18 protein-coding genes and 1 pseudogene are annotated in these 23732 nt (G+C 63.9%); 7 read left to right on the plus strand and 12 right to left on the minus strand.

Annotation, left to right across the window (positions count from 1 at the left end; translation table 11 throughout):
• Window positions 1–155 precede the first annotated feature (155 nt).
• Window positions 156–1271, plus strand: a pseudogene (locus P0M12_RS17720) (acyltransferase); the annotation flags it as partial.
• On the opposite strand, the gene P0M12_RS30425 reads toward P0M12_RS17720, so the two are convergent.
• The 4 genes from P0M12_RS30425 to P0M12_RS17740 all read right to left on the minus strand — a co-directional run bounded on the left by P0M12_RS30425 (window position 1229) and on the right by P0M12_RS17740 (window position 7511).
• A complete protein-coding gene (locus tag P0M12_RS30425) occupies window positions 1229–5563 on the minus strand; it encodes an alpha-(1->3)-arabinofuranosyltransferase (protein WP_346772266.1) in 4335 nt (1444 codons plus the stop codon). The pseudogene P0M12_RS17720 and the gene P0M12_RS30425 sit on opposite strands and share 43 nt — an antisense overlap.
• A gap of 43 nt (window positions 5564–5606) precedes the next feature.
• On the minus strand, window positions 5607–5780 hold the full coding sequence (locus tag P0M12_RS17730) for a DUF2613 domain-containing protein (RefSeq protein ID WP_003945488.1): 174 nt from the start codon (window positions 5778–5780) through the stop codon (window positions 5607–5609).
• Between the two features lie 129 nt (window positions 5781–5909).
• On the minus strand, window positions 5910–6998 hold the full coding sequence (locus P0M12_RS17735) for an isochorismate synthase (RefSeq protein ID WP_118602748.1): 1089 nt from the start codon (window positions 6996–6998) through the stop codon (window positions 5910–5912).
• 45 nt (window positions 6999–7043) lie between these two features.
• Entirely contained in the window at window positions 7044–7511 is a 468-nt protein-coding gene (locus P0M12_RS17740; protein WP_058039142.1) for a universal stress protein, read from the minus strand.
• A gap of 101 nt (window positions 7512–7612) precedes the next feature.
• On the opposite strand from P0M12_RS17740, the gene P0M12_RS17745 reads away from it, so the two are divergent.
• Window positions 7613–8791 carry a glycoside hydrolase family 3 N-terminal domain-containing protein gene (locus tag P0M12_RS17745; protein ID WP_277376645.1) on the plus strand — a complete coding sequence of 393 codons (1179 nt, stop codon included), beginning with the start codon at window positions 7613–7615 and terminating at the stop codon, window positions 8789–8791.
• Between the two features lie 72 nt (window positions 8792–8863).
• Window positions 8864–9463: a TetR/AcrR family transcriptional regulator gene (locus tag P0M12_RS17750; RefSeq protein ID WP_003945885.1), complete on the plus strand. Its 600-nt coding sequence runs from the start codon at window positions 8864–8866 to the stop codon at window positions 9461–9463.
• A 100-nt stretch (window positions 9464–9563) separates the two neighbouring features.
• Here P0M12_RS17750 and P0M12_RS17755 read toward each other — a convergent pair whose 3' ends face one another.
• Together P0M12_RS17755 and P0M12_RS17760 are read right to left on the minus strand one after the other, a co-directional pair.
• On the minus strand, window positions 9564–10427 hold the full coding sequence (locus P0M12_RS17755; protein WP_064443183.1) for a MaoC/PaaZ C-terminal domain-containing protein: 864 nt from the start codon (window positions 10425–10427) through the stop codon (window positions 9564–9566).
• A complete protein-coding gene (locus P0M12_RS17760) occupies window positions 10427–11773 on the minus strand; it encodes a 3-oxoacyl-ACP reductase (protein ID WP_277376646.1) in 1347 nt (448 codons plus the stop codon). Before P0M12_RS17760 ends, P0M12_RS17755 begins: the two co-directional genes overlap by 1 nt.
• Before the next feature lie 130 nt (window positions 11774–11903).
• Here P0M12_RS17760 and P0M12_RS17765 point away from each other — a divergent pair, with 130 nt between their 5' ends.
• Both P0M12_RS17765 and P0M12_RS17770 read left to right on the plus strand, forming a co-directional pair.
• Window positions 11904–13259 (plus strand): acetyl-CoA C-acetyltransferase, encoded by a 1356-nt coding sequence (locus P0M12_RS17765; protein ID WP_277376647.1) that lies wholly within the window; start codon window positions 11904–11906, stop codon window positions 13257–13259.
• 294 nt (window positions 13260–13553) lie between these two features.
• Window positions 13554–15794 carry a VanW family protein gene (locus P0M12_RS17770; protein ID WP_277376648.1) on the plus strand — a complete coding sequence of 747 codons (2241 nt, stop codon included), beginning with the start codon at window positions 13554–13556 and terminating at the stop codon, window positions 15792–15794.
• 4 nt (window positions 15795–15798) lie between these two features.
• Here the strand turns inward: P0M12_RS17770 and P0M12_RS17775 are convergent, their stop codons facing one another.
• The 3 genes from P0M12_RS17775 to P0M12_RS17785 form a co-directional block, all read right to left on the minus strand.
• Window positions 15799–16782, minus strand: coding sequence for an LLM class F420-dependent oxidoreductase (locus P0M12_RS17775; RefSeq protein ID WP_007734562.1), 984 nt, complete (start codon window positions 16780–16782; stop codon window positions 15799–15801).
• A gap of 85 nt (window positions 16783–16867) precedes the next feature.
• A complete protein-coding gene (locus P0M12_RS17780; RefSeq protein WP_007734564.1) occupies window positions 16868–17356 on the minus strand; it encodes a hypothetical protein in 489 nt (162 codons plus the stop codon).
• Window positions 17353–17598: a helix-turn-helix domain-containing protein gene (locus P0M12_RS17785; RefSeq protein WP_007734566.1), complete on the minus strand. Its 246-nt coding sequence runs from the start codon at window positions 17596–17598 to the stop codon at window positions 17353–17355. Before P0M12_RS17785 ends, P0M12_RS17780 begins: the two co-directional genes overlap by 4 nt.
• 126 nt (window positions 17599–17724) lie before the next feature.
• Here P0M12_RS17785 and P0M12_RS17790 point away from each other — a divergent pair, with 126 nt between their 5' ends.
• Window positions 17725–18228 (plus strand): nucleotidyltransferase family protein, encoded by a 504-nt coding sequence (locus tag P0M12_RS17790; RefSeq protein WP_277376650.1) that lies wholly within the window; start codon window positions 17725–17727, stop codon window positions 18226–18228.
• Window positions 18229–18230: 2 nt separating this feature from the next.
• Here the strand turns inward: P0M12_RS17790 and P0M12_RS17795 are convergent, their stop codons facing one another.
• Window positions 18231–20243, minus strand: coding sequence for a YhgE/Pip domain-containing protein (locus tag P0M12_RS17795; protein ID WP_047269555.1), 2013 nt, complete (start codon window positions 20241–20243; stop codon window positions 18231–18233).
• A 5-nt stretch (window positions 20244–20248) separates the two neighbouring features.
• Window positions 20249–20971 (minus strand): ATP-binding cassette domain-containing protein, encoded by a 723-nt coding sequence (locus tag P0M12_RS17800; RefSeq protein WP_346772255.1) that lies wholly within the window; start codon window positions 20969–20971, stop codon window positions 20249–20251.
• 179 nt (window positions 20972–21150) lie between these two features.
• On the opposite strand from P0M12_RS17800, the gene P0M12_RS17805 reads away from it, so the two are divergent.
• A complete protein-coding gene (locus tag P0M12_RS17805; RefSeq protein WP_230359540.1) occupies window positions 21151–21783 on the plus strand; it encodes a hypothetical protein in 633 nt (210 codons plus the stop codon).
• Window positions 21784–21868: 85 nt separating this feature from the next.
• On the opposite strand, the gene P0M12_RS17810 is transcribed toward P0M12_RS17805, so the two are convergent.
• On the minus strand, window positions 21869–23704 hold the full coding sequence (locus P0M12_RS17810; RefSeq protein ID WP_007734578.1) for an acyl-CoA dehydrogenase: 1836 nt from the start codon (window positions 23702–23704) through the stop codon (window positions 21869–21871).
• Window positions 23705–23732 lie beyond the last annotated feature (28 nt).

Genomic DNA, 23732 nt, shown 5'->3' on the forward strand with positions numbered 1-23732 from the left:
CAGATCGCATGGGGCCCCCGATGGACACCATGTGTGGCAGAACACTAACAGTCCACCGGCCCGGTTTGTCGCATGAGGGCATGAATTGGCCAGGCATTTTGTTGTGAGTCCCTGGTGGTTTCCCTCAATCGGCCTGGGGTGCACACTTATCCGTGATGATCAGTTCCACGAATTCCCCTCAGACGGTCCCGCCACAGGCTCGGGGCTTCGTTCCGGCTTTGGACGGTATGCGTGGATTGGCGGCGCTCGGTGTCCTCGTCACCCATGTCGCGTTCCAAACCGGTGAAGCGCAGTCCGGCGCGATCGGGCGCGCGTTCGGTCGACTCGATCTCGCCGTAGCGGTGTTCTTTGCCTTGTCCGGATTTCTCCTGTGGCGCCCCCACGCGGCAAAGGCCCGCGGAATCGGGCAGCCGCAGTCGACCGTCCGGTACTGGATCTCCCGCGCGACGCGCATTCTGCCGGCGTACTGGGTGGCAGTGGTCCTGATCCTGCTGTTCCTGCCCGGTGCCGGCGGGGGCTACCAAGTGTGGTTGGCGAATCTCGGGTTGGCGCAGGTCTTCGTGCCGTTGACACTCACCGAGGGCCTCACGCAGATGTGGAGCCTGTCGGTCGAGGTGGCGTTCTATGTTCTGCTGCCGCTGTTCGCGTATCTGATGGTGCGACTACGCGGAAACTCGGCCCGGTTCCGGCTACCGCTTCTGCTCGGGGTGTCGGTGTTGGCGCTGACGTGGGCTTTCATTCCGATCCCGACTCCGGACGCCATTCACCACGACAACTGGCTGCCGGGCTACCTGCCGTGGTTCGGCGCAGGCATGGTGCTGGCCGAGTTGGCCGTGGGCCCGTCGACGTGGATGCATCGCCTCGCGCACCGGCGGGTGCTCCTGACTTTTGTTGCGTTTGTGGCCTTCGTTCTCTCGTGCACCGATCTGGCCGGGCCCGAAGGTCTGGTGCGGCCTGAGCCGTGGCAGTACGCGATCAAGATTGCACTCGGTGCGATCATCAGCTTCTCGTTGATCGCTCCACTGGTTCTGCGCGATCAATCGCAGCATCGATTCCTGGCGAGCCCGCTGGCGCTGGCAATCGGACGCTGGTCCTACGGCCTGTTCATCTGGCACCTGGCCGTACTGAACGCTGTGTTCCCCGTGTTCGGCATAGTTCCGTTCTCGGGCAGCTTCTTCTACGTCCTGGCGCTGACGGTCGTCCTGAGCGTCGCTGTGGCCTCGGCCAGTTACGCCTTGGTGGAGGAACCGGCGCGCGTCGCGGTGACGCGCTGGGAGAAGCGCCGCCATATCGGTGAACCGGCAAAGGGCAACGCGGCCAACCCGGTCACGACCAAGGCCACCAACATCGAGAACTGAATCGCGAACGAGTCGCCCACATAGCCGCCCGGTGCTCGCCACGGTCCGGTCGAGAGCAGCGTGATGCCGATCATCGCGGCCACGCCGGCGGTGCCGACGAGAATGCGTGCGGTCCGAGCCGGGCCGAAGATTCGCAGCGCGGCAAGTCCGAGGATCGAGCACACAACTGCGATCGCCGCTCCCACTCCGCCGCCGATGACGGTGGCCGCCGCGAGCACGCCCACCCATCCTGCCGCGACGCTGCGCCACGGACGGGGTGGTGTGAGGGACTTGGGCTCTCGGCGCGTAGGGACAAGTGCCGCGAACAGCAGCGGGATCAGCAACACGAGCCCGCCGAATATGCCGAGGCGGTACCAACGGTCGCTGGGGAAGTCGATGGTGACGGTTCCCGCGGTGCCTGCCGGCACGATCCAGCCCTGCTGCCAACCGTTCACGACCACCGGCGTCAGCTCGGAACCGTCCGGCGCGGTGGCGATCCAACCGATGCTGGTGCTCTCGGGATTGACGATCAGCTGATCGATGGACGAGTTCGTGACGGTGAGTTCGCGGTGATTCGCCGTCCACGCGGTCGATTCGAGCGGTGTATTCCGCTGCGCGGCTGAAGGACCGACCGCCGTCAGGTCGAGATTGTCGACCGAGAATGCGGGGCCTGGTTCGACGACCACTTCAGGCTGTCCCGCCGGCAAAGTCGCCGAAGCGTCCAGACCGCACACACGTGCCTCGACGGGTGCGCCGGTCCGAAGTTGCGTCGCCGTCGCCGTGATCGAGGTGGGGAATTGCTGTCCGGCAACCGAAATGGTCGGGCCATCGCCACAGGTGACGGTGACGGTGCGGTTGTCGAATGAGTCCGAGCCCTGCACTCCCGAACCGGCGATCGGGGTTCCGTCGGCACCGATGACGCCGACCTCGGCGAGGCCGGTGGGCTGCGCCTGGGCGAAGCCGAGCGCCGTCTGATCGAGGACCGGTTCCCAATCGGTGATGCTCAGGACGATCTTGTCGGTGACGAAGGGGGAGAGGGTAATTCGAATGGTTCGAGGCGTATCGTCCGAGGGTTCGGGCAGCTCTCGCACCTGCGGCCCGTTGCCGAGATTCACCGCGACGCTGGTCGGCAGCGACGGCAGGGTGCCGAGTCCCCGCGTGATGTCCAGGCCGGTGACCAGGGTCGGCTCGGGAAGATTGAGAGTCAGCGTCGGTTTCGGGCCGCCCGGTTCGGTGGTGCTCTGCGGCGCCGACCACGTGGTGCGTGCGTCGCCGTCGGTGGCAGCGAAGGCAGATCCGCGTGTGTCGCCGATGTCGCTCGAACCCGAAGCCGTGATTCGGCCGGGGACGGAAAGCAGATCTTCGAGGGCGTTGCCCTGACGCGCCCGGACGGTCAGTGTCGGTGCAACGACTGTATTTTCGGGCACCGTGAGTGTGCGTTGGAAACGGCTCGGCTCTTCGGGTATCGCCATGAATGCATTGCTGCACCGCACGCGGTCGGTCGAGTCCGCGCACGCGTTGCGACCGGGGAACTCCTGGCTCAGATTCCAGGCGTTCACGGATGCGCCCGTCGGCGTATTCGGCAGGACCGTGTCGAAACGGATCGGTACGGTCTTCGGTGCGCTGCGATCGGAGAAGTCTTCGACGGAGAGTTCGCTGATGCCGAACTGTGTTCCAGGCGATCCGTTTTCGGTGTGAGTCGCTGTGATGCGTACCCACGGAGTGGTGCCGCCCGGGATCGAGACGGTGATGGGCTCACCGGGACGCTCCACCTTCACCGCTGTGCTGCCGTTCGGTGTCGAGACCTCGAGCCATTTGACGGGAGCACCGATTGCCGCGGCACTGGTGGTCAGATGAAGCAACCCGCTGGAAATCGGTGTGTCGAAGTCGATCTGCAACCACTGGCCCAGGGCTCGCTCGATGCCGTTGCTGAACCAGCCGGTGGCGGGATCGCCGTCGACCGTCGACGCGGGACTGCTCGACGGTGAAGTGCCGCCCAGCTGGGTGGCATCCGAGGCGGCGCTGGAGACGGTGATCGAAGCTCCGCTCCAACGGCCTTCCACGAGAGGCGTGTTCGCAACCGGGTAGTCGGGCACCAGATTGTAGGTACGACGAGCGTCGTCGGGGGTGCGCAGGGCGGAACTGTGGTTGTCGACCTGACCGAAATCGGTTTCCCGATCGCGCGGTGTGTCGGTGACGGTGACAGAATCGACGGGCAGTCCCGCAGCTTCGGCGTCGGCGGCAAGAATCATCGGCCCGGTCCCCGGAACCAGCCCGCTTTCGTGAAGTCGCACAGACGATTCCGGCCCACCTTGTACACGCGGAACCTGGTTCAGGTCGACGGAGTACGGGCCGCTGACCGCCGGGGTGCCGTCGGGCGGGGTGACCTCGAAGATCTCGATGGCTGGGTAACCGGGCCGCAGATCGCTGTCCGCGATCAGCCCTTCGATCGGTTCGGGGCTGTCGTCTTCACCGAAGTGGGCGACTCGCTTGATCCCCGGCGAGCCTTCGACCGCCTGGTGCACGAGTATCGGTCTGGCCGAGCGCGACGTTTCGCCGTCGAGGTCGTTGCGCATCACCAGGTAGTGGATGCCCTGCCCCAGCAAGGTCTGTGCGAGGCCGTCCGACGGACGTCCGTCGGCGATGAGACGTTGCACCGAATCGAGCGCTCGGATGGCGCCGGGAGGGGTCAGCGGGACCGAGTCACGTACTGCCCACGGGGTACTCGCCAACGCCTGAAGCGGTTCGTCACGCGTCAGACCCCACACCTGGCTGCCGAAGGGCGCTCCCGGGACGACCAGGGCACGTTCGGCTTCCGATCCGGGGGAGGTGTTGTCCTCGAGCCACTGCGCCGCCTCGTTCCAGTACGAGGGGACGTCCGGATACGCACCGCGGGGAGCGAGCTTTCCCGTCCAGGCCAAGGCGGTCGAGAGGGTGAGGGCAACGAGGATCAGGCTGGTCAGTGCGACCATCGGTTCGCGCTCGGGATGGGCGAACGCGCGGCGCCATCGGGCGAGTGGAACCGATCCCGGCAGTGGCACTTTGGCCAGCAGGTGTGCGAGTCCGAGCACCAGCGGCAGACGGACCAACGGCTCGAGCTTGTGGACGTTGCGCAGCGGCGCGCCTGCCGAGTCGAGGAACAGGCGCACCGACTCCGACACCGGCGAGCTGAGTTCACCCAAGTAACCCGCGGCCAGGCCGGTGATACCGACGAACAGGATGAGCGTCAGCCGGCCGCGAGCAGGCATGGACCGCATGCAGAGCCCGGCGAGGCCGGCGGCGGCAACCAGGCCGGTGGCGACGACTGCTGCGGGTTGGGTGACCAGGACGGCGCCGGCAATGCGTTCGGGGGAGACGAACGGGGTCCAACTGTCCGTGCCGCGAAGTATCTCGGCGAGCGATGCCCACTGAGTGGTGACACCGGCGGACTCGATGTAGTCGAGAAACGGTGGGCTGATCTTGCCGAGCAGAAGTAGCGGCACGATCCACCAGAGGGTGCCGAGAGCGACGAACAGCGCCCACCACGCGGTGAACGTCAGCCATGTTCGGTTGGGTTTGTGCGAGAGCCACCAGATGATCGCGACCAGGCAGGCCGCGGCGGTGGCGACGGCGTTGATCGAACCCATGAGTGCGACGGCAAGTGCGGATTGTGCGGCCAACCGCCTCAACCCCCGTGAGTGGTCAGGGAGTCCAGGGACTCCTTTTCCACGCACAGGGCCGAAGGCCAAAACCACCGGCAACAACACCCACGGCGCCAACATCATCGGAAGGGTTTCCGAGGAAATCGAACCGAGCGTGGTCAGCACGCGGGGAGAAAGAACAAAGGCAACTGCTGCGATCACGCGCGAACTACGGCTGCCGATGCCGAGAGCCTCGGCAACTCGGATGATGCCCCAGAAACCTGCGATCAGAAGCAGCGCCCACCAGATGCGCTGGGTGACCCACGGCGGAACGTTCGCCAACTCGCCGAGCGCGAAGAACGGCCCGTGCGGAAAGAAATATCCGTAGGCCTGGTTTTGAACCTGGCCGAGCGGGGCCTGACTACTCCACTGATGCGAGGCGCGTTCGAGAAAACCGAACGGATTCTGCGTCAGGTCGTACTTGGTGTCAGCGGTGATCAGACCCGGCGATTGCAGAAAAGTGAGAAGAAACGCTACGACGGAGGCGCCGAACAGCCACCGCTTCGACAGGGGCTCTGCCGACGGGGCGGTGTCTACCGAAGACACCGCTGCGTCGGCGGAAGAACGGGAACTCGCGAGGCCTGCGCTCTCAGCGGCTGCCGTACTCAACCTGGTTCAGCACGGAAGAATCTGCGTTTCCGCTGCGGTCGATCTCGGGACGAGTGTTGTCCGACGCGGCGGCCGTGACACCGAAGATGACGCCGGCACCCAGAACGGCACCGATGACAGCGCTGGCCACACCGGGGACAAGGAACTTCGTCATCGCGGATCTCCCAATTGGTCGTTAGTCGGTCGTTCGCGGTCGGACGGACTTACCGGCCCGTACGAACTGCTCGGGTCAAGGTATCACCCGCACTCGAGAATCCGGACGATTACCCTCGTGACGTGCTGGTCAGTCGAGGGTTTCGGCACCAAGCGCGGTCAACAGAGTGCGCAGTTTCGTGGACGTCTCGTCGAGTTCGTCCTGCGGATCCGATTCGGCGACGATTCCGCCACCCGCGCTGGCCCAGGCAGTGAAGCCGTCTGCACCGATCTCGGCGCAGCGGATGGCAACCACCCAATCGCCGTCACCGGCCTCGTCGCACCATCCCACGGCGCCGCCGTAGAAACGCCGAGGTTCCTCGGTCTCGCGGATGACCTTCAGTGCCGTGTCAGTGGGTGTTCCGCACAGCGCGGGCGTCGGATGCAGCGCGATGGCGAGGTCGAGCGCAGTAGTGTCGTTTCGCAGCGTGCCGCGGATCGGGCTGGCCAAGTGCCAGACCTCGTGAGTATTGGTCAGTTCGGGAGTTGCCGGCACCGACAGATCACTGCACATCGGTTGCAGGACCTGGCGGATCCACGACGTCACGAAGGCGTGCTCGGCCAGATTCTTCGTCGAATGCAGAAGGCTTTCGCCTGCCTCGCGGTCTTGATCGGCGTCGGCGGATCGCTTGGTGGTCCCGGCCAACGGGCGACACGTCACGACGCGCCCGCGTCGACTGACCAATACTTCGGGCGTCGCGCCGACCAGGCTGTGGCCCTCGAATTCGGCTCCCGCAGCAGAGAGGTCGACGGCAAAGGTGTTGGCGACGGGATTGAGCGCCGCCATGCGTGCGGCGAGCGCGGTTGGGGAGATCGGGGTCTGCGTGCGAAGTTCCACAGTGCGAGCCGCGACAACCTTGTCGATCTCTCCACTGCGGAGGCGTCCGATCAACTTTTCCACTCGACGAAGATGCTCCGACGACGACGGGATCTCCCGGTCAACTCGGGTCGTGGGCAGGGCCTGGGGATCGCGCGGTTGCCACGGCCGCGACGCGATCGTCGCCTCGGCGGGTTCGTACAACGCCGTTGCGGCAGCGGGGTCGAAGGGGAGCGCTCCGACGATCAGCTTTGTCGTACCTGCCGACAGAGCGTTGGTGGCCGCGTCGGAGCTGTCGAAGCTGCGTCGTACGCCGCGGGTGACCACGCTGTGATCGGGGCGCGAGAGAACAAAACCGTCCATGGTGCTTTCGACACTAGTCGGCCACGGATCAGGAATGCGCGAAGGTCACTTCCCCGGAGGGACGATCAACACCGGCCGATGACTGTGACGCAGAACATGATCCGCGACGCTGCTCTGCAGTAGCGACCGCAAACCCGTGGTGCCGCGGGTGCCGGTCACGATGATGTCGACGTCCAATTCGTCTGCGGTTTCGACGATTGCAGACCAGATCGCGGATCGGCACTCGGCGCTTCTACCTTCGACGGTCAGGCCTGCGGCCTCGGCCAGTGCGACGCCCTCGGCGAGGGTGACTTTGGCGTCGGTGTACGCGATGTCCTCGACGTCGTCGTCGGGAACCCACTCCGGTTGCATCACCCCGGACAGGCCGGACATGCGAGCGGCCTGGCGAACCATGGGCTCCCAGGCAGTGACGAGAACAGCACGATTGGCGGAGAGGAAACGCCCCGCATAGTCGACTGCACGCTTGGCGTTGTCGGAACCGTCGTACGCGATGAGCATCAGACCTTGTGGCATCACGACCTCCTCGTCAGCGGGGGAATCGGTTCTCTTCCAGGCTACCGTCCCGATGTGCCCGTGAGGGAGTGTATGGGTACCGGGTCCGTTACGGTCGAGGTATGCGGATCAAGTTTCTGAAGGCTGCGACGACCATTGCTTTGTGCGGAGGGTTGGTTGCGGGATGCTCGGGCGAAAACGGGACCGCCGATCCGGTTTCGAGCGCCCCGACCAGCACCACCTCCGAGATCACGTCGACGCCTGCGGCATCGAGCTCCGCACCCGTCGCCGCGTCGTGCGGTAGTGACCTTCTAGCCTCGCTGTCCTTGCGTCAGAAACTTGCCCAGCTGCTCAACGTCGGCGTCACCGGGACCGACGACGCGTTGTCGATAGTGCAGAACGAGGAGATCGGCGGCATCTTCGTCGGAAGTTGGACCGATCAGTCGATGCTCACCAATCGCGAAGTGCCGCAGGTTGCTTCGGCGTCGAAGTTGCCGTTGATGGTGACGATCGACGAAGAAGGTGGACGGGTTTCGCGCTTCGCGGACATCCTCGGGCCAGATCCGTCGGCCAGGGAAACGGCGCAGACCATGACAGTGGAACAGACGTACCAGATGGCACTCGAGCGTGGACGCGGTTTGAAGGATCTCGGGATCACCGTCAACTACGCACCCGACGTCGACGTCAGCAGCCAACCCGACGACTCCGTGATCGGGGACCGCTCGTACTCCGACGACCCCCAGACCGTGGTTGCCTACGCCGGTGCGTACGCGCAGGGGATGCGCGACGCCGGAATCTTCCCGGTGATCAAGCACTTTCCGGGGCACGGCAGCGCGTCGGGTGACTCGCACCGCGGTGAGGTGACCACGCCGCCGCTACAGGATCTGATCGCGTCGGACCTGATTCCCTTCCGTGAACTGTCGGGAACCGGAGTCGGCGTCATGATGGGTCACCTCGAGGTTCCCGGTCTGACCGAGCCCGGTACCCCTGCCAGCATCAGCCCCGCCGCCGTCGCGTTGCTTCGCGACGGAGTGGGTTACGGCGCAGCGCCGTTCACTGGTCCGGTGTTCACCGACGACCTCAGCGGCATGCAGGCGATCACCGACCGATACGATATTGCCGACGCGGTTCAGGCTGCGCTGGTGGCTGGAGTCGATCAGGCATTGTGGCTGACCACCGACGACGTTCCGCGGGTTCTCGACCATCTCGAGCAGGCCGTCGCGTCGGGTGAGCTTCCGCAGACGCGGGTCGATCAGGCTGTGGTCACAGTTGCCGCTGCCAAAGGTGCCGTGACCTGCTGAGTCGAAGTCAGGATTCGACGCGCAATCTTACCGTAGAGTAAGATCGACATTTACCCTGTGGTTGGAGGAAGCATGGCCGGCGGTACCAAGCGACTGCCACGCGCAGTGCGTGAGCAGCAGATGCTCGACGCGGCTGTGGACGTGTTCTCCGACAGGGGGTTTCACGAAACTTCGATGGACACCATCGCGGCCAAGGCCGAGATCTCGAAGCCGATGCTGTACCTGTACTACGGCTCGAAGGAAGAGTTGTTCGCGGCGTGCATTCATCGTGAAGGGCTCCGCTTCCTTGAAGCGCTCGCCCCGGCGGGCGCGCCGAACCTGACTCCGCGTGAACAATTGCGCGCCGCTCTCGAGGGCTTCCTCGGGTTCGTGGGCGCAAACCGCAAGTCGTGGATGGTGCTCTACCGTCAGGCAGTCGGGCAGCAGGCTTTTGCGGGCACCGTGCAGTCCAGTCGCGATCGGTTGATCGAGTTGACCGCGCATCTGCTCGAGTCCAGCACCAAGGATCCTGATGCCGCGCACGATTACGGGATCATCGCCATCGCGCTCGTCGGCGCAGGTGAGGCGGTAGCGGACCGGGTTGCGGGTGGGGAAATCGAAGTGGATGCCGCAGCGGATCTACTCGAATCCCTCGCGTGGCGCGGTCTGTCGGGCAAGAAGAAGTCCGAATAGCTCTCAAACCAATCTGAGCGAACGTACCTTTCAGCGCATCCAAGGCGCCGAGAGGTACGTTCGCTCAATTGGGGCGGGTGGGAACCCGACAAAACTCAGGTCAGCGCAGCGTCGCAGTGACGTGCGGGTAACCCTTCTTCGGGTGGCGCAGTGACAGATCCCAGCCGTCGTCGGTGCGATCAGCGTAGGCATTCAGCGTCGCCGGTAGCAGAATCGGCTTCCCGAAACGCACGCTGTAGGTGACCTTGTCCGCGACGGACCCCTCGACGGTCCGCAGAACTGCCGCGGCACTCCACATTCCGTGAGCAATGGTCTTCGGGAAACCGAAAGCCTTCGCGCCCAGAGACGAGACGTGAATCGGATTACGGTCGCCGGAGACAGCGGCGTACTTGCTGATCGTGGTCTGGTCGACGCGGATGGTGCTCATCGGCATCGGGGGGACCTCGTCGGCTTTGGGCTCCGGACCGGGCTGGCCGGACAGGGAGGTCTTCTGCTGGTTCAGGAAGCTCGAGGTCTGTCGCCAGACCAGTTCCCGTCCCACCCGAATTTCGGTGATCACGTCGATCAGCAGGCCCTTGCGGTGCTCACGCAGGTTCTCGGCATGCACCGAGAGGTCCAGCGGTTCGCTGACGGAGATGGGCCGCAGCGATTCGATGACGTTCTCGGCGTGAACGGAACCGACGGCGGCGAAGGGGAAGTCCTTCGACACCATCAGCTTCATCACGGTCGGGAAGGCCAAGGTGAAGGGGTAGGTGATCGGCAAAGTGTCGCCGAACCGCAGTCCGGTCACGCGGCAGTACGCCGCCAGATTGTCGGTGTCGACCTTCAATCCGGTGAGGGTGAAGGTCTGCTGTGGCACCGAGCGTGAGTTGGACTTGTTCCACGGCAACAATCCCAGTACCGCGCGGGAGTAGATGTCGAGGGTCTTCGGCTGCTCGGTGAGCGCGACGGTCCTTGTTGCCATCATGCGCCCAGGAGGCTCTGGCCGCAGACGCGAACGACCTGTCCCGTAACGGCATTGGAGGCCGGGCTGGCGAAGTATGCGACGGTCTCGGCGACGTCGACGGTCTCGCCGCCCTGCAGGAGCGAGCTCATGCGGCGGCCGGCTTCGCGGGTGGCGAAGGGGATGGCTGCGGTCATGGCGGTCTCGATGAAGCCCGGTGCGACGGCGTTGATGGTGATGTTCTTCTTCGCCAGGACGGGAGCTTCGGCGTGTACGAGGCCGATGACGCCGGCCTTGGAGGTGCCGTAGTTGGTCTGGCCGCGGTTGCCCGCGATGCCGGCGATGGAGGAGACGTCGACGACGCGGCCGCCTTCCTTGAGGGCGCCCTTCTCGACGAGGTGCTCGGTGATCTTCTGCGGTGCAAGAAGATTGACGTTCATGACCATGTTCCAGCGGCCCTCGTCCATGTTGGCGAGGGTCTTGTCGCGGGTGATGCCGGCGTTGTGGACGATGATGTCCGCTCCACCGTGACGCTCGAGGAGGTGAGCTGCGAGGACCTCGGCTGCGTCGGCTGCCGTGACGTCGAGGGCGAGGGACGTGCCGCCGACCTTGTTCGCGGTCTCGGACAGCGCTTCGCCGGCGGCCGGGATGTCAGCGCAGACGACGTGCGCGCCGTCGCGGGCCAGGACCTCGGCGATGGTGGCGCCGATACCGCGGGCTGCGCCGGTGACGACGGCAACCTTGCCTTCGAGCGGCTTGTCCCAGCTTGCGGGCGCGACGGAATCTTCAGCGCCGACGACGATGACCTGGCCGTCGACGAAGGCGGACTTTGCCGAAAGGAGAAAGCGCAGAGTCGATTCCACGCCGGAGAGTCCGGTGGATGCCTTGGGGGAGGCGTAGACCAGCTGAGCGGTGGAGCCGCGCTTGATCTCCTTGCCGACGCTGCGGGTGAAGCCTTCCAGAGCGCGCTGCGCGACATGCTCGTCGACGCTCGACGTTTCTTCCGGCGTCGTGCCGAGAACGACGACGCGAGCCGACGGTGCGAGGTTGCGGATCACGGGCTGGAAGAACTCGAACAGCTGCTCGAGCTCGCTGACCTGAGTGATTCCGGTGGCGTCGAACACGAGTCCACCGAAGCTGCTGTCGTGTGCCTGAGCCGCCGGGTAGTCGGAGAGCAGTACGCGAAGTGGTTCTGCGAGTCGACCCTTGCCGCCGATGAGGACAGGTCCGGCGAGTGCGGGTTCTCCTGCTTTGTATCGACGCAGGTTCTCGGGCCTGGGCAGGCCGGCCTTCGACGCGATGAATGCGCCGGGGGCGGACGAGAGGAACTGTGAATAGAGGTCGGGAGCTCCCTTGCTGGCTGCCACGGTCCTACCTTCTGTTGTGTTTCGGGTTGTCTCTCACCGGGCAATCGAAAGAATGCGGCGATAGACAAGTAACTTACTACTGAGTAAGAATAGTCTTCAACAGGTAATCGCACCATCCTTGGAGACGCAAGTGACAAGCAAAGCCCGTTCAAATGCAAAGCCCGCCGCACCGCGCACTGCACCGGCCGCAGCCGCTGCAAATTCTGCAGGTCAGCGCCGTCCGGTTGCGATCGTCGGCGGAAATCGCATTCCCTTCGCACGCTCGGACAAGGCGTACGCACAGGCGTCCAACCAGGACATGTTCACTGCGACGCTCGACGGTCTGGTGAGCCGATTCAATCTGCAGGGCGAGAAGCTCGGCATGGTCGTCGGCGGTGCGGTGCTCAAGCACAGCCGTGATTTCAATCTCATTCGCGAGTCCGTTCTCGGCAGCGCGCTGAGCCCGTACACGTCGGCGTACGACCTTCAGCAGGCGTGTGGCACGGGACTGCAGTCGATCATCGCCGTCGGCGACGCCATTTCGGCCGGCCGCATCGATTCCGGCATCGGCGGCGGCACGGACACCACGTCCGACGCCCCGATCGGCGTCAACGATCAGGCGCGCGAGTTCCTGCTCTCCCTCAATCGCGCGAAGTCCACGGGCGACCGCATCAAGCTGCTCGGCAACGTCCGTGCGGGCATGCTCGGCCTGGAAATTCCGCGCAACGGCGAGCCTCGCACCGGCAAGTCGATGGGTGACCACGCTGCGATCACCGCCAAGGAATTCGGCATCAAGCGCGAGGACCAGGACGAAGTTGCCGCTGCCAGCCACAAGAACATGGCAGCTGCCTACGACCGCGGTTTCTTCGACGACCTCGTCACCCCGTTCCTCGGCCTGACCCGCGACGACAACCTCCGTCCCGGCTCGACCGTCGAGAAGCTGTCGACGCTCAAGCCCGTCTTCGGTACCAAGCTCGGCGACGCGACGATGACGGCAGGCAACTCGACGCCGCTCACCGACGGCGCTTCTGCAGTGCTCCTCTCCACCGACGAGTGGGCAGCCGAGCGCAATCTTCCGGTTCTGGCGCACCTCGTCGATTCCGAAACCGCTGCCGTCGACTACGTCCACGGCAAAGACGGGTTGCTCATGGCTCCCACGTACGCGATCCCGCGTTTGCTGGCCCGCAACGGTCTGACCTTGCAGGACTTCGATTACTACGAGATCCACGAAGCCTTCGCTTCGGTGGTTCTGGCAACCCTGCAGGCCTTCGAGTCGGACGAGTACTGCAAGGAACGCCTCGGCCTCGACGGCGCATTGGGATCGATCGACCGAAGCAAGCTCAATGTCAACGGATCGTCCTTGGCTGCAGGTCACCCATTCGCGGCAACCGGCGGACGTATTGTGGCTTCCCTCGCAAAGATGCTCGCGGAGAAGGGTTCGGGCCGCGGCCTCATCTCGATCTGTGCGGCCGGTGGCCAGGGTGTCACGGCGATCATCGAGCGGTAACCGCTCCACAATCTCCCCATGCGACTGAAAACTGCGCTCACCTGCAGTGATCGTCGCGAGGGGATGCGTAATCGGGGATCCGGCCACGAGGGGTGGCCGGATCCCCGAACTCTTTGCAAACTTTTTCGCGCAGGCGTGTAACGCTGCAGAATAGCTACCGATATTCATGACAGCCCCGTGTTGCTGCCTGACCCCCGACCTGGCAGCAGCGCGGGGCTCTCGTATGTCCGGATATCCTGTATTGAGTTGTCGGTGAGCGCCGCAGCGACGGTTGATGCAGCGAGGAGCCAACAGGTGAGTGACGAAGAGGGTCCGTCCGTCGAGAAGACGAACAGCGAGGACTCGTCCCTCCCGGAACAGGAACTCGAGTCGGTCGAGGAACCTCAGGCGGTCGAAGAGACCGAGTCGGTCGAGGAAACCCAGTCGGTCGAGGAACCCCAGTCGGTCGAGGAACCCGAGGCCCCTGAGGACACTGAGGCCGTTGTCGAGGCTGAATCAGTAGAACCTGAACCAGCCGAAGCACCAAGGCTTGTCGACGAAGAAGCAAGCGATTCCACGGAAGCGACAGTCGACGAATCGGCAAACGAGGTCACCACCGTCATCCCTGTCGTCCCAGCGGAGGACGCACCGCCGACGGAAGTAGTCAACTCGGCTCCGGCGACAGAAGCCATCGACGAGCAGACAGAGCAGTTCGAGCCCCCGGCAGTGGTGGTTCCCCCGAAGCCGCCGCGTCCCGAGTTCGTGCAGCAGTACGACACCCAGCAACTCGAACCCATCCAGCAGCAGTACGAGCCTGTTGTCCGAGAACCAGAGGTAGTTGCACCCCCGGCGCCGCAACAACCGGTGGCGCCCGCTTCGCAGTCTTCCCGCAAGTGGGTCAAACCGGCGATAGCAGTCGGCGCCATCTTTGCCGTCGCAGCGATTGCCTACGGAGTGGACATCTTCACCTCGTCCGGGAAGACACCACGCGGCACTCAGGTCGCCGGGGTGGACATCGGTGATCTCACGCCCGCCGACGCGGAGGCCACGCTGCGCGCCCAACTCGGCCCGAGGCTCGTCGAACCGGTAGCGGTACATGCAGGCGGCGTCGACTCCGAGATCGTTCCCGCGTCTGCGGGTGTGGACGTCGACTGGTCGGCGACGCTGTCGGGCGTGAACGCTCAGCCCATCAACCCGATCACCCGCATCACGTCGTTCTTCGGCTCCCGCGAGGTGCCCGTGGTGTCGGCAATCGACCAGGGTGCGTTGGATGCGTCGATGGCGCAGCTCGCGGCGAACAGCGATCGTGCGCCCGTCGAAGGTGCAGTCGTGTTCGAGAACGGGAAGGCGACTGGTGTTTCGCCCGCTGCCGGTCAGGCGCTCGAAACGCAGCAGGCGGGTTCGACCTTCGCCGCTGAATGGTCCGATGGTGGCGTCGTCGATCTTCCGGTCGACGAGGTTCCGGTGACGGTCACTCAGGCCGGTGTCGATCGTGCGCTGCAGGAGATCGCTATTCCAGCTGTCTCGGGTGACGTCGTGGTCAACGGCCGTGACGGCAAGGTCGCGACACTCGGCGTCGATCAGATCGGCGAGGTTCTGACCTTCACACCCGACGGCTCGGGTGGGCTGACTCCGCAGTACAACACGGATGCTGCGATCAAGATTCTGACTCCGCAGTTGGCGTCGACGGAAGTACAACCCAAGGACGCGTCGTTCACCTTCGCCGGTGGCAAACCGTCGGTTGTGCCCGGTGTCGTCGGTGATCTGATCAACTGGCCGGACACGGTCAAGGAACTTCCGGTTCTGTTGGGCAGCACGGCTTCTCGGGCAACGCCCGCCGTTTACGGACCGGTCCCGCCGGCGTTGACCACCGAAGCCGCGGAGGCCCTCGGCATCAACGAGGTGATCGGCGAATTCACTACCGGTGGTTTCGAATACGCGTCTGGTGTGAACATCGGCCTGGCCGCGTCGGAGATCGACGGGGCCGTGATCAAGCCCGGTGACACGTTCTCGCTCAACGAGTACACGGGCCCGCGCGGTGCGGCGCAGGGATACATCGAGTCGGGGATCATCAACAACGGTCGCCCGGACAAGGCTGTCGGCGGCGGTATCAGCCAGCTCGCGACGACGCTCTACAACGCGACGTATTTCGCAGGTATGGAGGACGTCGCGCACACCGAGCACAGTTACTACATCTCGCGGTACCCCGAGGCTCGTGAGGCGACCATCTTCGATGGTGCGATCGACCTGCAGTTCCGTAATCCGGCGAAGACCGGCGTGATGATCGAGACGATTGCGACGTCGTCGAACATCACCGTTCGGATCTGGGGAACCAAAACTGTCGATGTCACGTCGACGACCGGCCCGCGGACGTCGCCGACGTCGCCGAACACCGTGACCTTGCCGGAGGGGCCTGGCTGTGTGGCTTCGAGCGGTGCGCCCGGGTTCACGGTCAGCGACACTCGCGTGATCACCGACCACGCGAGTGGCGCCGAGATTTCCTCGAACACCCGAACCGTCAAGTACGACCCGGTGCCGATCGTGAAGTGCGAGTAGGGAACTACTTGCCGACGAGTGGGCCGAGGGTGCGGCCCGCGAGGTCGACGATGCCTGGCTCTTCGCCGTTGGTGATCAGGTTGATCACGACGCCGTCGATGCCGTGGTCGAGGATGCGCGTCTGAACCTGCTCGGCGACGTCGTCCGGGCTGCCGACGAAATGGCGTTCGGTGGCCTTGGCGACCACGTCTTCCGGCGCCGTGGTGATGTCGAGGCCACGCTCCGCGAGAAACGTTCGCTGATGGGCGCGAGCCTTGTCGCCGTCCTCGTCGATCATCATGAACGTGAGGAAGCTGGTCTCGAGGGTTGCGGGATCGCGACCGGCTTCGTCGCAGCGTGCCGCAAGTGCTTCCATCTTGCGCGGCAGTTCCGACGGGTCGCAGATGATGTTGAGGTGATCCGCGAAGCGAGCGGCGAGGCCGAACGTCTTTTTCTCACCGCCACCGCCCAGCAGGATCGGCAGGTCGTCGCGGACGCGAGGCTCGTTGATGGCGTCCTTGACGTGGTACCACTTGCCGTCGAAGGTGGGGCGATCACCGCGGAGCATCGGCGCGATGATCTGCAGTGCTTCGTCGAGTTTCTGGAAGCGCTCGGTGAACGTTCCGAACTCGTATCCGAACGAATTGTGTTCGAGTTCGAACCAACCGGCGCCGATGCCCAGGATGGCCCGACCGCCGCTCACCACGTCGAGGGTGGTGACGGTCTTGGCGAGCATGGGCGGATTGCGGTAGGTGTTTCCCGTGACCAGTGCAGACAACTGGATGGTCTCGGTGGCCGTCGCCAGCGCGGAGAGCGCCGAGTAGGCCTCGAGCATCGGGGCGTCCGGCGCTCCGATTCCGGGGAGTTGGTAGAAGTGATCCATCACGAATGCAGTGTCGAAGCCTGCGGCTTCGGCTTCGCGGGCCTGCGCTATGACGGTGGGGAAGAGGTCCTTGACCGGACCGCCGTAGCTGAAGTTGGGCATCTGGTATCCGAGGCGAGTGCTCACCGTTTCGACGTTACTCGCGATCGGTTGACCTGGCACGATTTTACCAACTCTATGGATTCCGTTGTGCTGGGCAGACTTCCGGAATTCAGAGAAGTTCTTCGGCCGCTTCGCGTCGCTTGGCTCGCTGCTGGTGAAGCTTGACTGCCGCGATTGCGATGCCGCCACCGACAATTCCGCCGACGAGAGCGCCGACCCAGGTAGACGATTCTTCGTAGGAATCGAATTTGAGACGCGCCATGATGCCGACTGCGGCGACGAGGTACAGCGCGATGCCGATCACGACCCGGGGGCGGTTGTAGTTGGACAATACATAGACATCGACGTCGCACCGAAGTGCATAGATGATCGTGATCAACGAGCCGAACAACGCAACGATCAGCAGGGCGAGCGAGATCCACGCCCCTGTTCGGCCGGCGACCCAGGGCAGAATCGCCGAGCTGACGAATATTGCCCAGAAGACACTCTGGAGTCCCACCGCCGAGGCTTCGTTCCAGACGTCGCGCTGACGCTCGTCCTTGTAGAAGTCGTCGTCCAGATCTCCGACGAACCGCATTGCCTTCATCATGGTGCTCATGCCGTCTCCTCTGGAATTTCTGTGGTGAGTTCCGATTCGGGTAAGGGGAAGAGCGCTTCGACGGTGGTCCCCAGCGCCAGGGCCAGGCGAAGTGCCAGGTAGACACTCGGTGCATAGTCACCGCGTTCGACGGAGACGATGCTCTGTCTGCTCACCTGACCTGCCGTGGCCAGTTGCGCCTGGGTGAGGCCGGCGAGGCGTCGGTGCTCCCGCACGTTGTTGTCGCCAGCCTTTCCAGTCATGCAAAAAGTAAAGAATACTTGTCACTAGATGTCAAGTTTGCTTGTCATATGAGAGGCTGAAGAGCATGCGTGAACGATTTCTCGAGATCGCCTTGGCCAATCCGGTGGTCGCAACGATCGTGGATCGTGCGCCGATTGCCGGAGTGGTACCTGACGGCGGGTGGGCTCTTCCAAACCGTCTGGAATCACATCGACGGCCGTGATCTCGGCGCCGGAATCAAGGACTACGACCTGTTCTACTTCGACGCCGGCGATCTGAGCTACGACGCGGAGGACCGTGTGATTCGTTCGGCGGCAGAACTGTTCGCCGATGTGGATGCCGATGTCGAAGTACGCAACGAAGCCCGCGTGCACCTGTGGTACGAGCAGCATTTCGGGATTCCCGGCGTTCCGTTCACCAGTTGCCGCGACGCTGTCGACCACTTCGCTTCCACAACTTGCTGTTTCGGGATCACCAAGGGATCGGATGGGACCTTGGACGTGTATGCCCCGCATGGATACGACGATCTTTTCGACATGATCGTCCGCCCCAACCCGGTGCTGGCGCCGCGAGAGGTTTACGAGGCCAAGGCGGCACGGTGGCGCAGGGAATGGCCTGCACTGACCGTGGAGCCTTGGCCTGAGACCTAAACCTAGACCTCGATCGGCGGATGCAACCTGTCCATGGTCCATTGCCGATTTCGGCGTGCAGCAAGTGAACTGGCGCCGAGTGAGGCGACGAGAAGGCCGCCGAGGACGGCGATCGAGACCCACAGTCTCGAGTCGATACCGCCGACGGTGAGTTGTCGTAGCCCGTTCACCGCGTAGGTCATCGGGTCGAACGGGTGGATGATCTGGAACGGTTTCGCGGTGGTTTCGACGGGATAGATGCCGCCGGCCGAAACCAGTTGCAGCATCAGGAACGCCAGGGTGATGACGCGTCCGACGGAGACTCCGAAGATGGCGTTGAATGCCTGGATCAACGCCATGTAGGTGGCGGTGATGAGCATCAGGAACCCGACGGTACCGAGGGCATGCGTGGGGTGCAGACCGACGGCGAAGTGCACGACCAGGTACATCACGATCACCTGGCAGATGCCGATGAGCAATGCCGGCCAGTACGAGGCGAGGACCACTCGCAGCGCGCCGAGTCCGTTTGCGATGGGCCGGTTCTGGAGCGGCTTGAGCAGCATCCAGGTGATGATGCCGCCCACGAACAGCGCGAGGGGCAGGAAGAACGGAGCAAAACCGGTACCGAACGTGCTTGCCCGGTTCTCGTACGTCTCCTGTAGTTCGACCGGGCTGGAGAGGGTTTGAGCGGTTGCGGTTCGCTGCTGATCGCTCCAACTGGGGACCTGACCGGCGCCCTCGGTGAGTTTGGTCGCGAGTTCGGCAGACCCGGCACGGAGTTGCTCGGTGCCGTCTGCGAGTTTGGCTGCACCATCGGAGAGTTGAACGCTTCCGTCGGTGAGTTGAACCAGTCCACTACTGAGGGTTTGAGCGCCGTCGTTGACTTGCTGACCGCCGTCACGCAGCTGTACCAGGCCGTTGCGGAGTTCACCACCGCCGTTGGCCGCGGCGCTGAGCCCGGCTCGGAAGGTGCTCGACGGATCGTCGAGTTGGTAGGCGAGTTGTTGTGCACCGCTCTTGAGTTCGCCCAGTTGGCCCATGGTCGCTTCACCGAAACCCTGAGTGCGCAGTATGTCCTGGGCAGGCGCGAGGGCATTGGCGATCTGTTGGCTGACGGGATCCGGGTTAAGTCGAAGGCTGGCCACTGCCTGCCCGACCAGCTGTGCGACGTCTGCTTGTGTGTTCCCGAGGACACTCAGTTGGTCGACGACCTGGGTGACGCCACCACTGAGTTGGCTTGCGCCGTCGCCAAGTTGGACGGCTCCGAGATCGAGCTGCCCCAGACCGTCGGTCAGTGCGAGGACGCCGTCCGTGGCGGTGTTGATGCCAGTCGAGAGTTGCGCTGTACCGCCGGCAAGAGTGGCTGCACCGTCACGTGCGGTAACCATGTTGTCGGCCAGAGTTTTCGAGCCCGACGCCAATTCGCCGGCTCCGGCGTTGGCAGTGTTCACTCCGGCCGAGAGCTGGAGCGCTCCGTCGGCGGCCTGCTTCAAACCAGCACCCGCATCGGTCAATCCGACCAGAACTGTCTCGACGGACTGCGCGCCGATCTTGTCGCTGACCTGACTGAGGACCTGCTGGGCGGCGTTTTGGCCGATGATGGTGCCGAGGTAGTTGTTGACGTCGTTGAAGGTGAACTGCAACTGAGCTTTGTGGGGGTCCTTGGTCGTCGGGGAGGCGACGGCCTCGCTGAAATTCTCAGGCAATGTGAGAGAGAAGTAGTACGTGCCGTCCGAGACTCCCTGAGCGGCTTCCTGCTGCGAGACCAGGTGGAGATCGAGCTCACCGGAATCGAGCAGCGCTTGGCTTACCTCGTCGCCCGCGTTGAGCTCCTGACCCTGCACCATCGCGCCGCGGTCGGTGTTGACCAGCGCGACGGGGACCTTGTTGACCTCACCGAACGGATTCCAGAACGCCCACAGGTACATCGCGCCGTACAGCAGTGGCATCAAGATGATGGTGACGAGTGCGATCCTGGGCATCGCGCCGCGGGAGAACCGCTTGAGTTCGGTTCCGAGAGACATTCCAGCGAGCATCGCGGTTACCTCGCCCCTTCTTGGTCGGGATTGGTGACTTCTTGGAGCAGGGTGACGGCATCGATGGGTGATCCGTCTGGCAGCGGGTTGACGGTCGACGCGATGATGGTCTGGTAGCTCCCCATCTCGACGAGTCGCTCGACGAGGTACGCACGTTCGGAGTCGCGCCGCACTTGTTCGAGATCGTCGACGACAAGCAGGGCCGGCTTTTTCGTGTTCGCGACGGCGATACGCAGCAGGATCGCCTCGAGTTCCCCGAGATCGCTGACGTACCGGCCGAGCGCAGGTAACGGATGATCGCCGAAGACGGGAGCGCACACCGCTTCGAGTTCGCGGTCTCCGGCGCGTCCGATGAGCTTGTACCAGGGCGCATCCCAGCGAATTTGTTCGGTGATCAGATCGCGGACGGTGACGGATTCGGCAAGCTCGTCGATGTCCTCGAACCCGGCGACCCCGGCGATCTCGAAGATCTCGCGGGGACGCATTCGACCGAAGACGGACAGTGAGCCGGAACTGGCTTTCATTCGTCCGCTGAGTGTCAGAAGTAAGGACGTACGTCCTGAACCGGCCGAGCCTTCGAGGATGGTCACACCGCCCGCACGAATCTCGAGATTGACGGGTCCGAACACCGGCCCCCATGGGCCGTCGAGCGCCAAGTCCGTGGCGGTCAATGCCAGGTCAGGGGCGTAATCGGGTTGTGCGTGCTCTGGTGCGACCACGATGATCACCTGTCTGTTGATCTACTCGGCCTGCGAAAGAACCGAGTGCTGGTTCAGTGGACGTTCGTGCTCACCCAATCACATCGGTAGCGGGCGAGCGGTCCCATGAATGGGATGTGTCGGACACGTTCGACAACTTGAAGACCGAACGGTATGTATTCTGTTGGAAACGGAACGGGGGAGTCGAGGTGCCGGTTCGTAGACGCGGTATGTGTGCGTTACTGGTCATGGCCACCCTGTCGGTTGTCTCCTGTGCCGGTGAGCGCGAGTCGCCCCCGTTCGTGTCGAGCGAGAGGCTTTTCGAGTTCACCGGTCGCAATGTCGGACCCGTGACCGTTCCGCCCTTGCCTTCCGATCGGCACGAGTCCGAAGCAGCGCCGTACGGAGCCATCACCCTGTCCGGTGGGTGGAGCGGCGCAGCCAATGTCTCGCTGCCCGGATCCGTCACGTGTTTCGAGCACAACTGGGCGGATTCGCTGCCCGCCGGTCACCGCCAGTGGGCCTACGAGGTGCACACCAGTTCCTTTTACGAGTACGACGGCGGCGGCGAGTATCCGGGACGTGATTTCCAGTTGCAGGTCTACGTGAACGAAAAACCGGAACCAGGTCAGCACGGGTCGGCGATCATGAAGTTCTCGGATCAGAGCGGACAGTTCGTGTCCTTCGGGGGCGGTGACGACAAGTCCATCGAAATCGTCAGTTCTCCGGACCGCAGGCGCGTGGCGCTTTCCCTGGTGGGAAGGGCGGCACGGCCCGGCGAACAACCGACGACGTCCGTACTGTCCGCACAGATCAGTTGTCCGACCGTCGAGCGCAGATGACCTCGGATTCCATGGACTGCTGAGCATGAAAATGCCGGCCCCGAAACGTTCTCGGGACCGGCACTTTTCATGAATCAGGAACGAATCAGAATGCGGCTTCGTCGATCTCCATGATGTCGTTCTCGGTGTTCGCGATGATCTCGCGTGAAGCGGTGAGCTCGGGCAGGACGTTCTTGGCGAAGAAGGAAGCGATGGCGACCTTGCCCTCGTAGAAGCCCTTGTCCTTGTCGGAAGCGCCGTTGTCGAGTGCTGCGAGAGCGATCTCGGACTGGCGGAGCAGCTGCCAGCCGATGAGCAGGTCGCCGACGGACATCAGGAAGCGGACGGAGCCGAGGCCGACCTTGTACAGCTCGGTGGGCTGCTCCTGAGCTCCCATGAGGAAGCCGGTGAGCGTGGCGGCCATGGCCTGGACGTCTTCGAGTGCGGTGGCGAGCAGTGCGCGCTCCGCCTTCAGACGACCGTTGCCGGCTTCGCTGTCGATGAAGGTCTTGATCTGTCCGGCAACGTGAGCGAGCGCGACGCCGCGGTCACGAGCGATCTTGCGGAAGAAGAAGTCCTGAGCCTGGATGGCCGTCGTGCCTTCGTACAGCGAGTCGATCTTGGAGTCGCGGATGTACTGCTCGATCGGGTAGTCCTGCAGGAAGCCGGAGCCACCGAGGGTCTGCAGGCTGTCCGTCAGGTACTGGTACGCACGCTCGGAGCCGACGCCCTTGACGATCGGGAGCAGCAGGTCGTTGACGCGGAACGCGGTGTCCTTGTCTGCGCCCGAGACGAGCTGGGCGACAACCTCGTCCTGGTGAGCTGCGGTGTAGAGGTACACCGCGCGCAGGCCTTCGGCGTATGCCTTCTGCATTGCCAGGCTACGACGCACGTCGGGGTGGTGCGTGATGGTCACGCGCGGTGCTGCCTTGTTGGTCATCTGGGTCAGGTCTGCGCCCTGCACGCGCTGCTTGGCGTAATCGAGAGCGTTGAGGTAACCGGTGGAGAGGGTGGCGATTGCCTTGGTGCCGACCATCATTCGAGCGTGCTCGATGACGTCGAACATCTGGGCGATGCCGTTGTGGACCTCGCCGACCAGCCAGCCCTGTGCGGGGATGCCGTGGCCGCCGAAGGTGACCTCACATGTGGCGGAGACCTTCAGGCCCATCTTGTGCTCGACGTTGGTGACGAAGACACCGTTACGCTCGCCGAACTCTTCGGTCTCGAAGTTGAAGTGCGTCTTCGGGACGAAGAACAGGCTCAGGCCCTTGGTGCCCGGTCCGGCACCTTCGGGGCGAGCGAGAACGAGGTGGAAGATGTTCTCGAACAGGTCGTCCGAGTCGGCCGAGGTGATGAAGCGCTTGACGCCCTCGATGTGCCAGGAGCCGTCGTCCTGCTTGATCGCCTTGGTGCGTCCGGCACCGACGTCGGAGCCGGCGTCGGGCTCGGTGAGGACCATCGTGGCGCCCCATCCGCGTTCGACGATGGTGGCTGCCCACTTCTTCTGCTCTTCGGTGCCGTTGTTGAACAGCACGTCCGCGAAGGCGGGTCCGGCCTGGTACATGTGCGCTGCAGGCTGTGCGCCCAGGATCAGCTCACCGATGGCCCACACGACGGAGCGGGGAACCGGCACGCCGCCGACCTCTTCGCTCAATCCCATGCGGTACCACTCGGCATCCCACAGAGCCTTGAACGACTTCTTGAAGGATTCCGGAAGTGCAACGGTGTGCGTCTCGGGATCGAAGACAGGGGGGTTGCGGTCCGCATCGGCGAAAGATTCGCCAAGCGGTCCCTCGGCCAGGCGTGCGACCTCTGCCAGCATGTTGCGGACAGTGTCGGCATCCAGGTCGCCCCAAGCGCCTTCGCTCAGTGGCTTCTCCAGTCCGAGAACCTCGAAGAGGTTGAACTCCAGGTCCCGAACGTTGCTCTTGTAATGGCCCATGTCTTCTGCTTCTCCCAGTGAGGTGGTG

The organism is Rhodococcus sp. RCBS9 (assembly GCF_029457415.1).
Classification (GTDB): Bacteria; Actinomycetota; Actinomycetes; order Mycobacteriales; family Mycobacteriaceae; genus Rhodococcus_F; species Rhodococcus_F qingshengii.

Bases quoted from the DNA above. Each gene is read 5' to 3' on its own strand.
- P0M12_RS17780 (WP_007734564.1), bottom strand. From the start codon at position 17,356: ATGAGCACCATGATGAAGGCAATGCGGTTCGTCGGAGATCTGGACGAC.
- P0M12_RS17755 (WP_064443183.1), bottom strand. From the start codon at position 10,427: ATGGCAACAAGGACCGTCGCGCTCACCGAGCAGCCGAAGACCCTCGAC.
- P0M12_RS17810 (WP_007734578.1), bottom strand. From the start codon at position 23,704: ATGGGCCATTACAAGAGCAACGTTCGGGACCTGGAGTTCAACCTCTTC.
- P0M12_RS17745 (WP_277376645.1), top strand. From the start codon at position 7,613: ATGCGGATCAAGTTTCTGAAGGCTGCGACGACCATTGCTTTGTGCGGA.
- P0M12_RS17735 (WP_118602748.1), bottom strand. From the start codon at position 6,998: ATGGACGGTTTTGTTCTCTCGCGCCCCGATCACAGCGTGGTCACCCGC.
- P0M12_RS17730 (WP_003945488.1), bottom strand. From the start codon at position 5,780: ATGACGAAGTTCCTTGTCCCCGGTGTGGCCAGCGCTGTCATCGGTGCC.
- P0M12_RS17795 (WP_047269555.1), bottom strand. From the start codon at position 20,243: ATGCTCGCTGGAATGTCTCTCGGAACCGAACTCAAGCGGTTCTCCCGC.
- P0M12_RS17785 (WP_007734566.1), bottom strand. From the start codon at position 17,598: ATGACTGGAAAGGCTGGCGACAACAACGTGCGGGAGCACCGACGCCTC.
- P0M12_RS17740 (WP_058039142.1), bottom strand. From the start codon at position 7,511: ATGCCACAAGGTCTGATGCTCATCGCGTACGACGGTTCCGACAACGCC.
- P0M12_RS17750 (WP_003945885.1), top strand. From the start codon at position 8,864: ATGGCCGGCGGTACCAAGCGACTGCCACGCGCAGTGCGTGAGCAGCAG.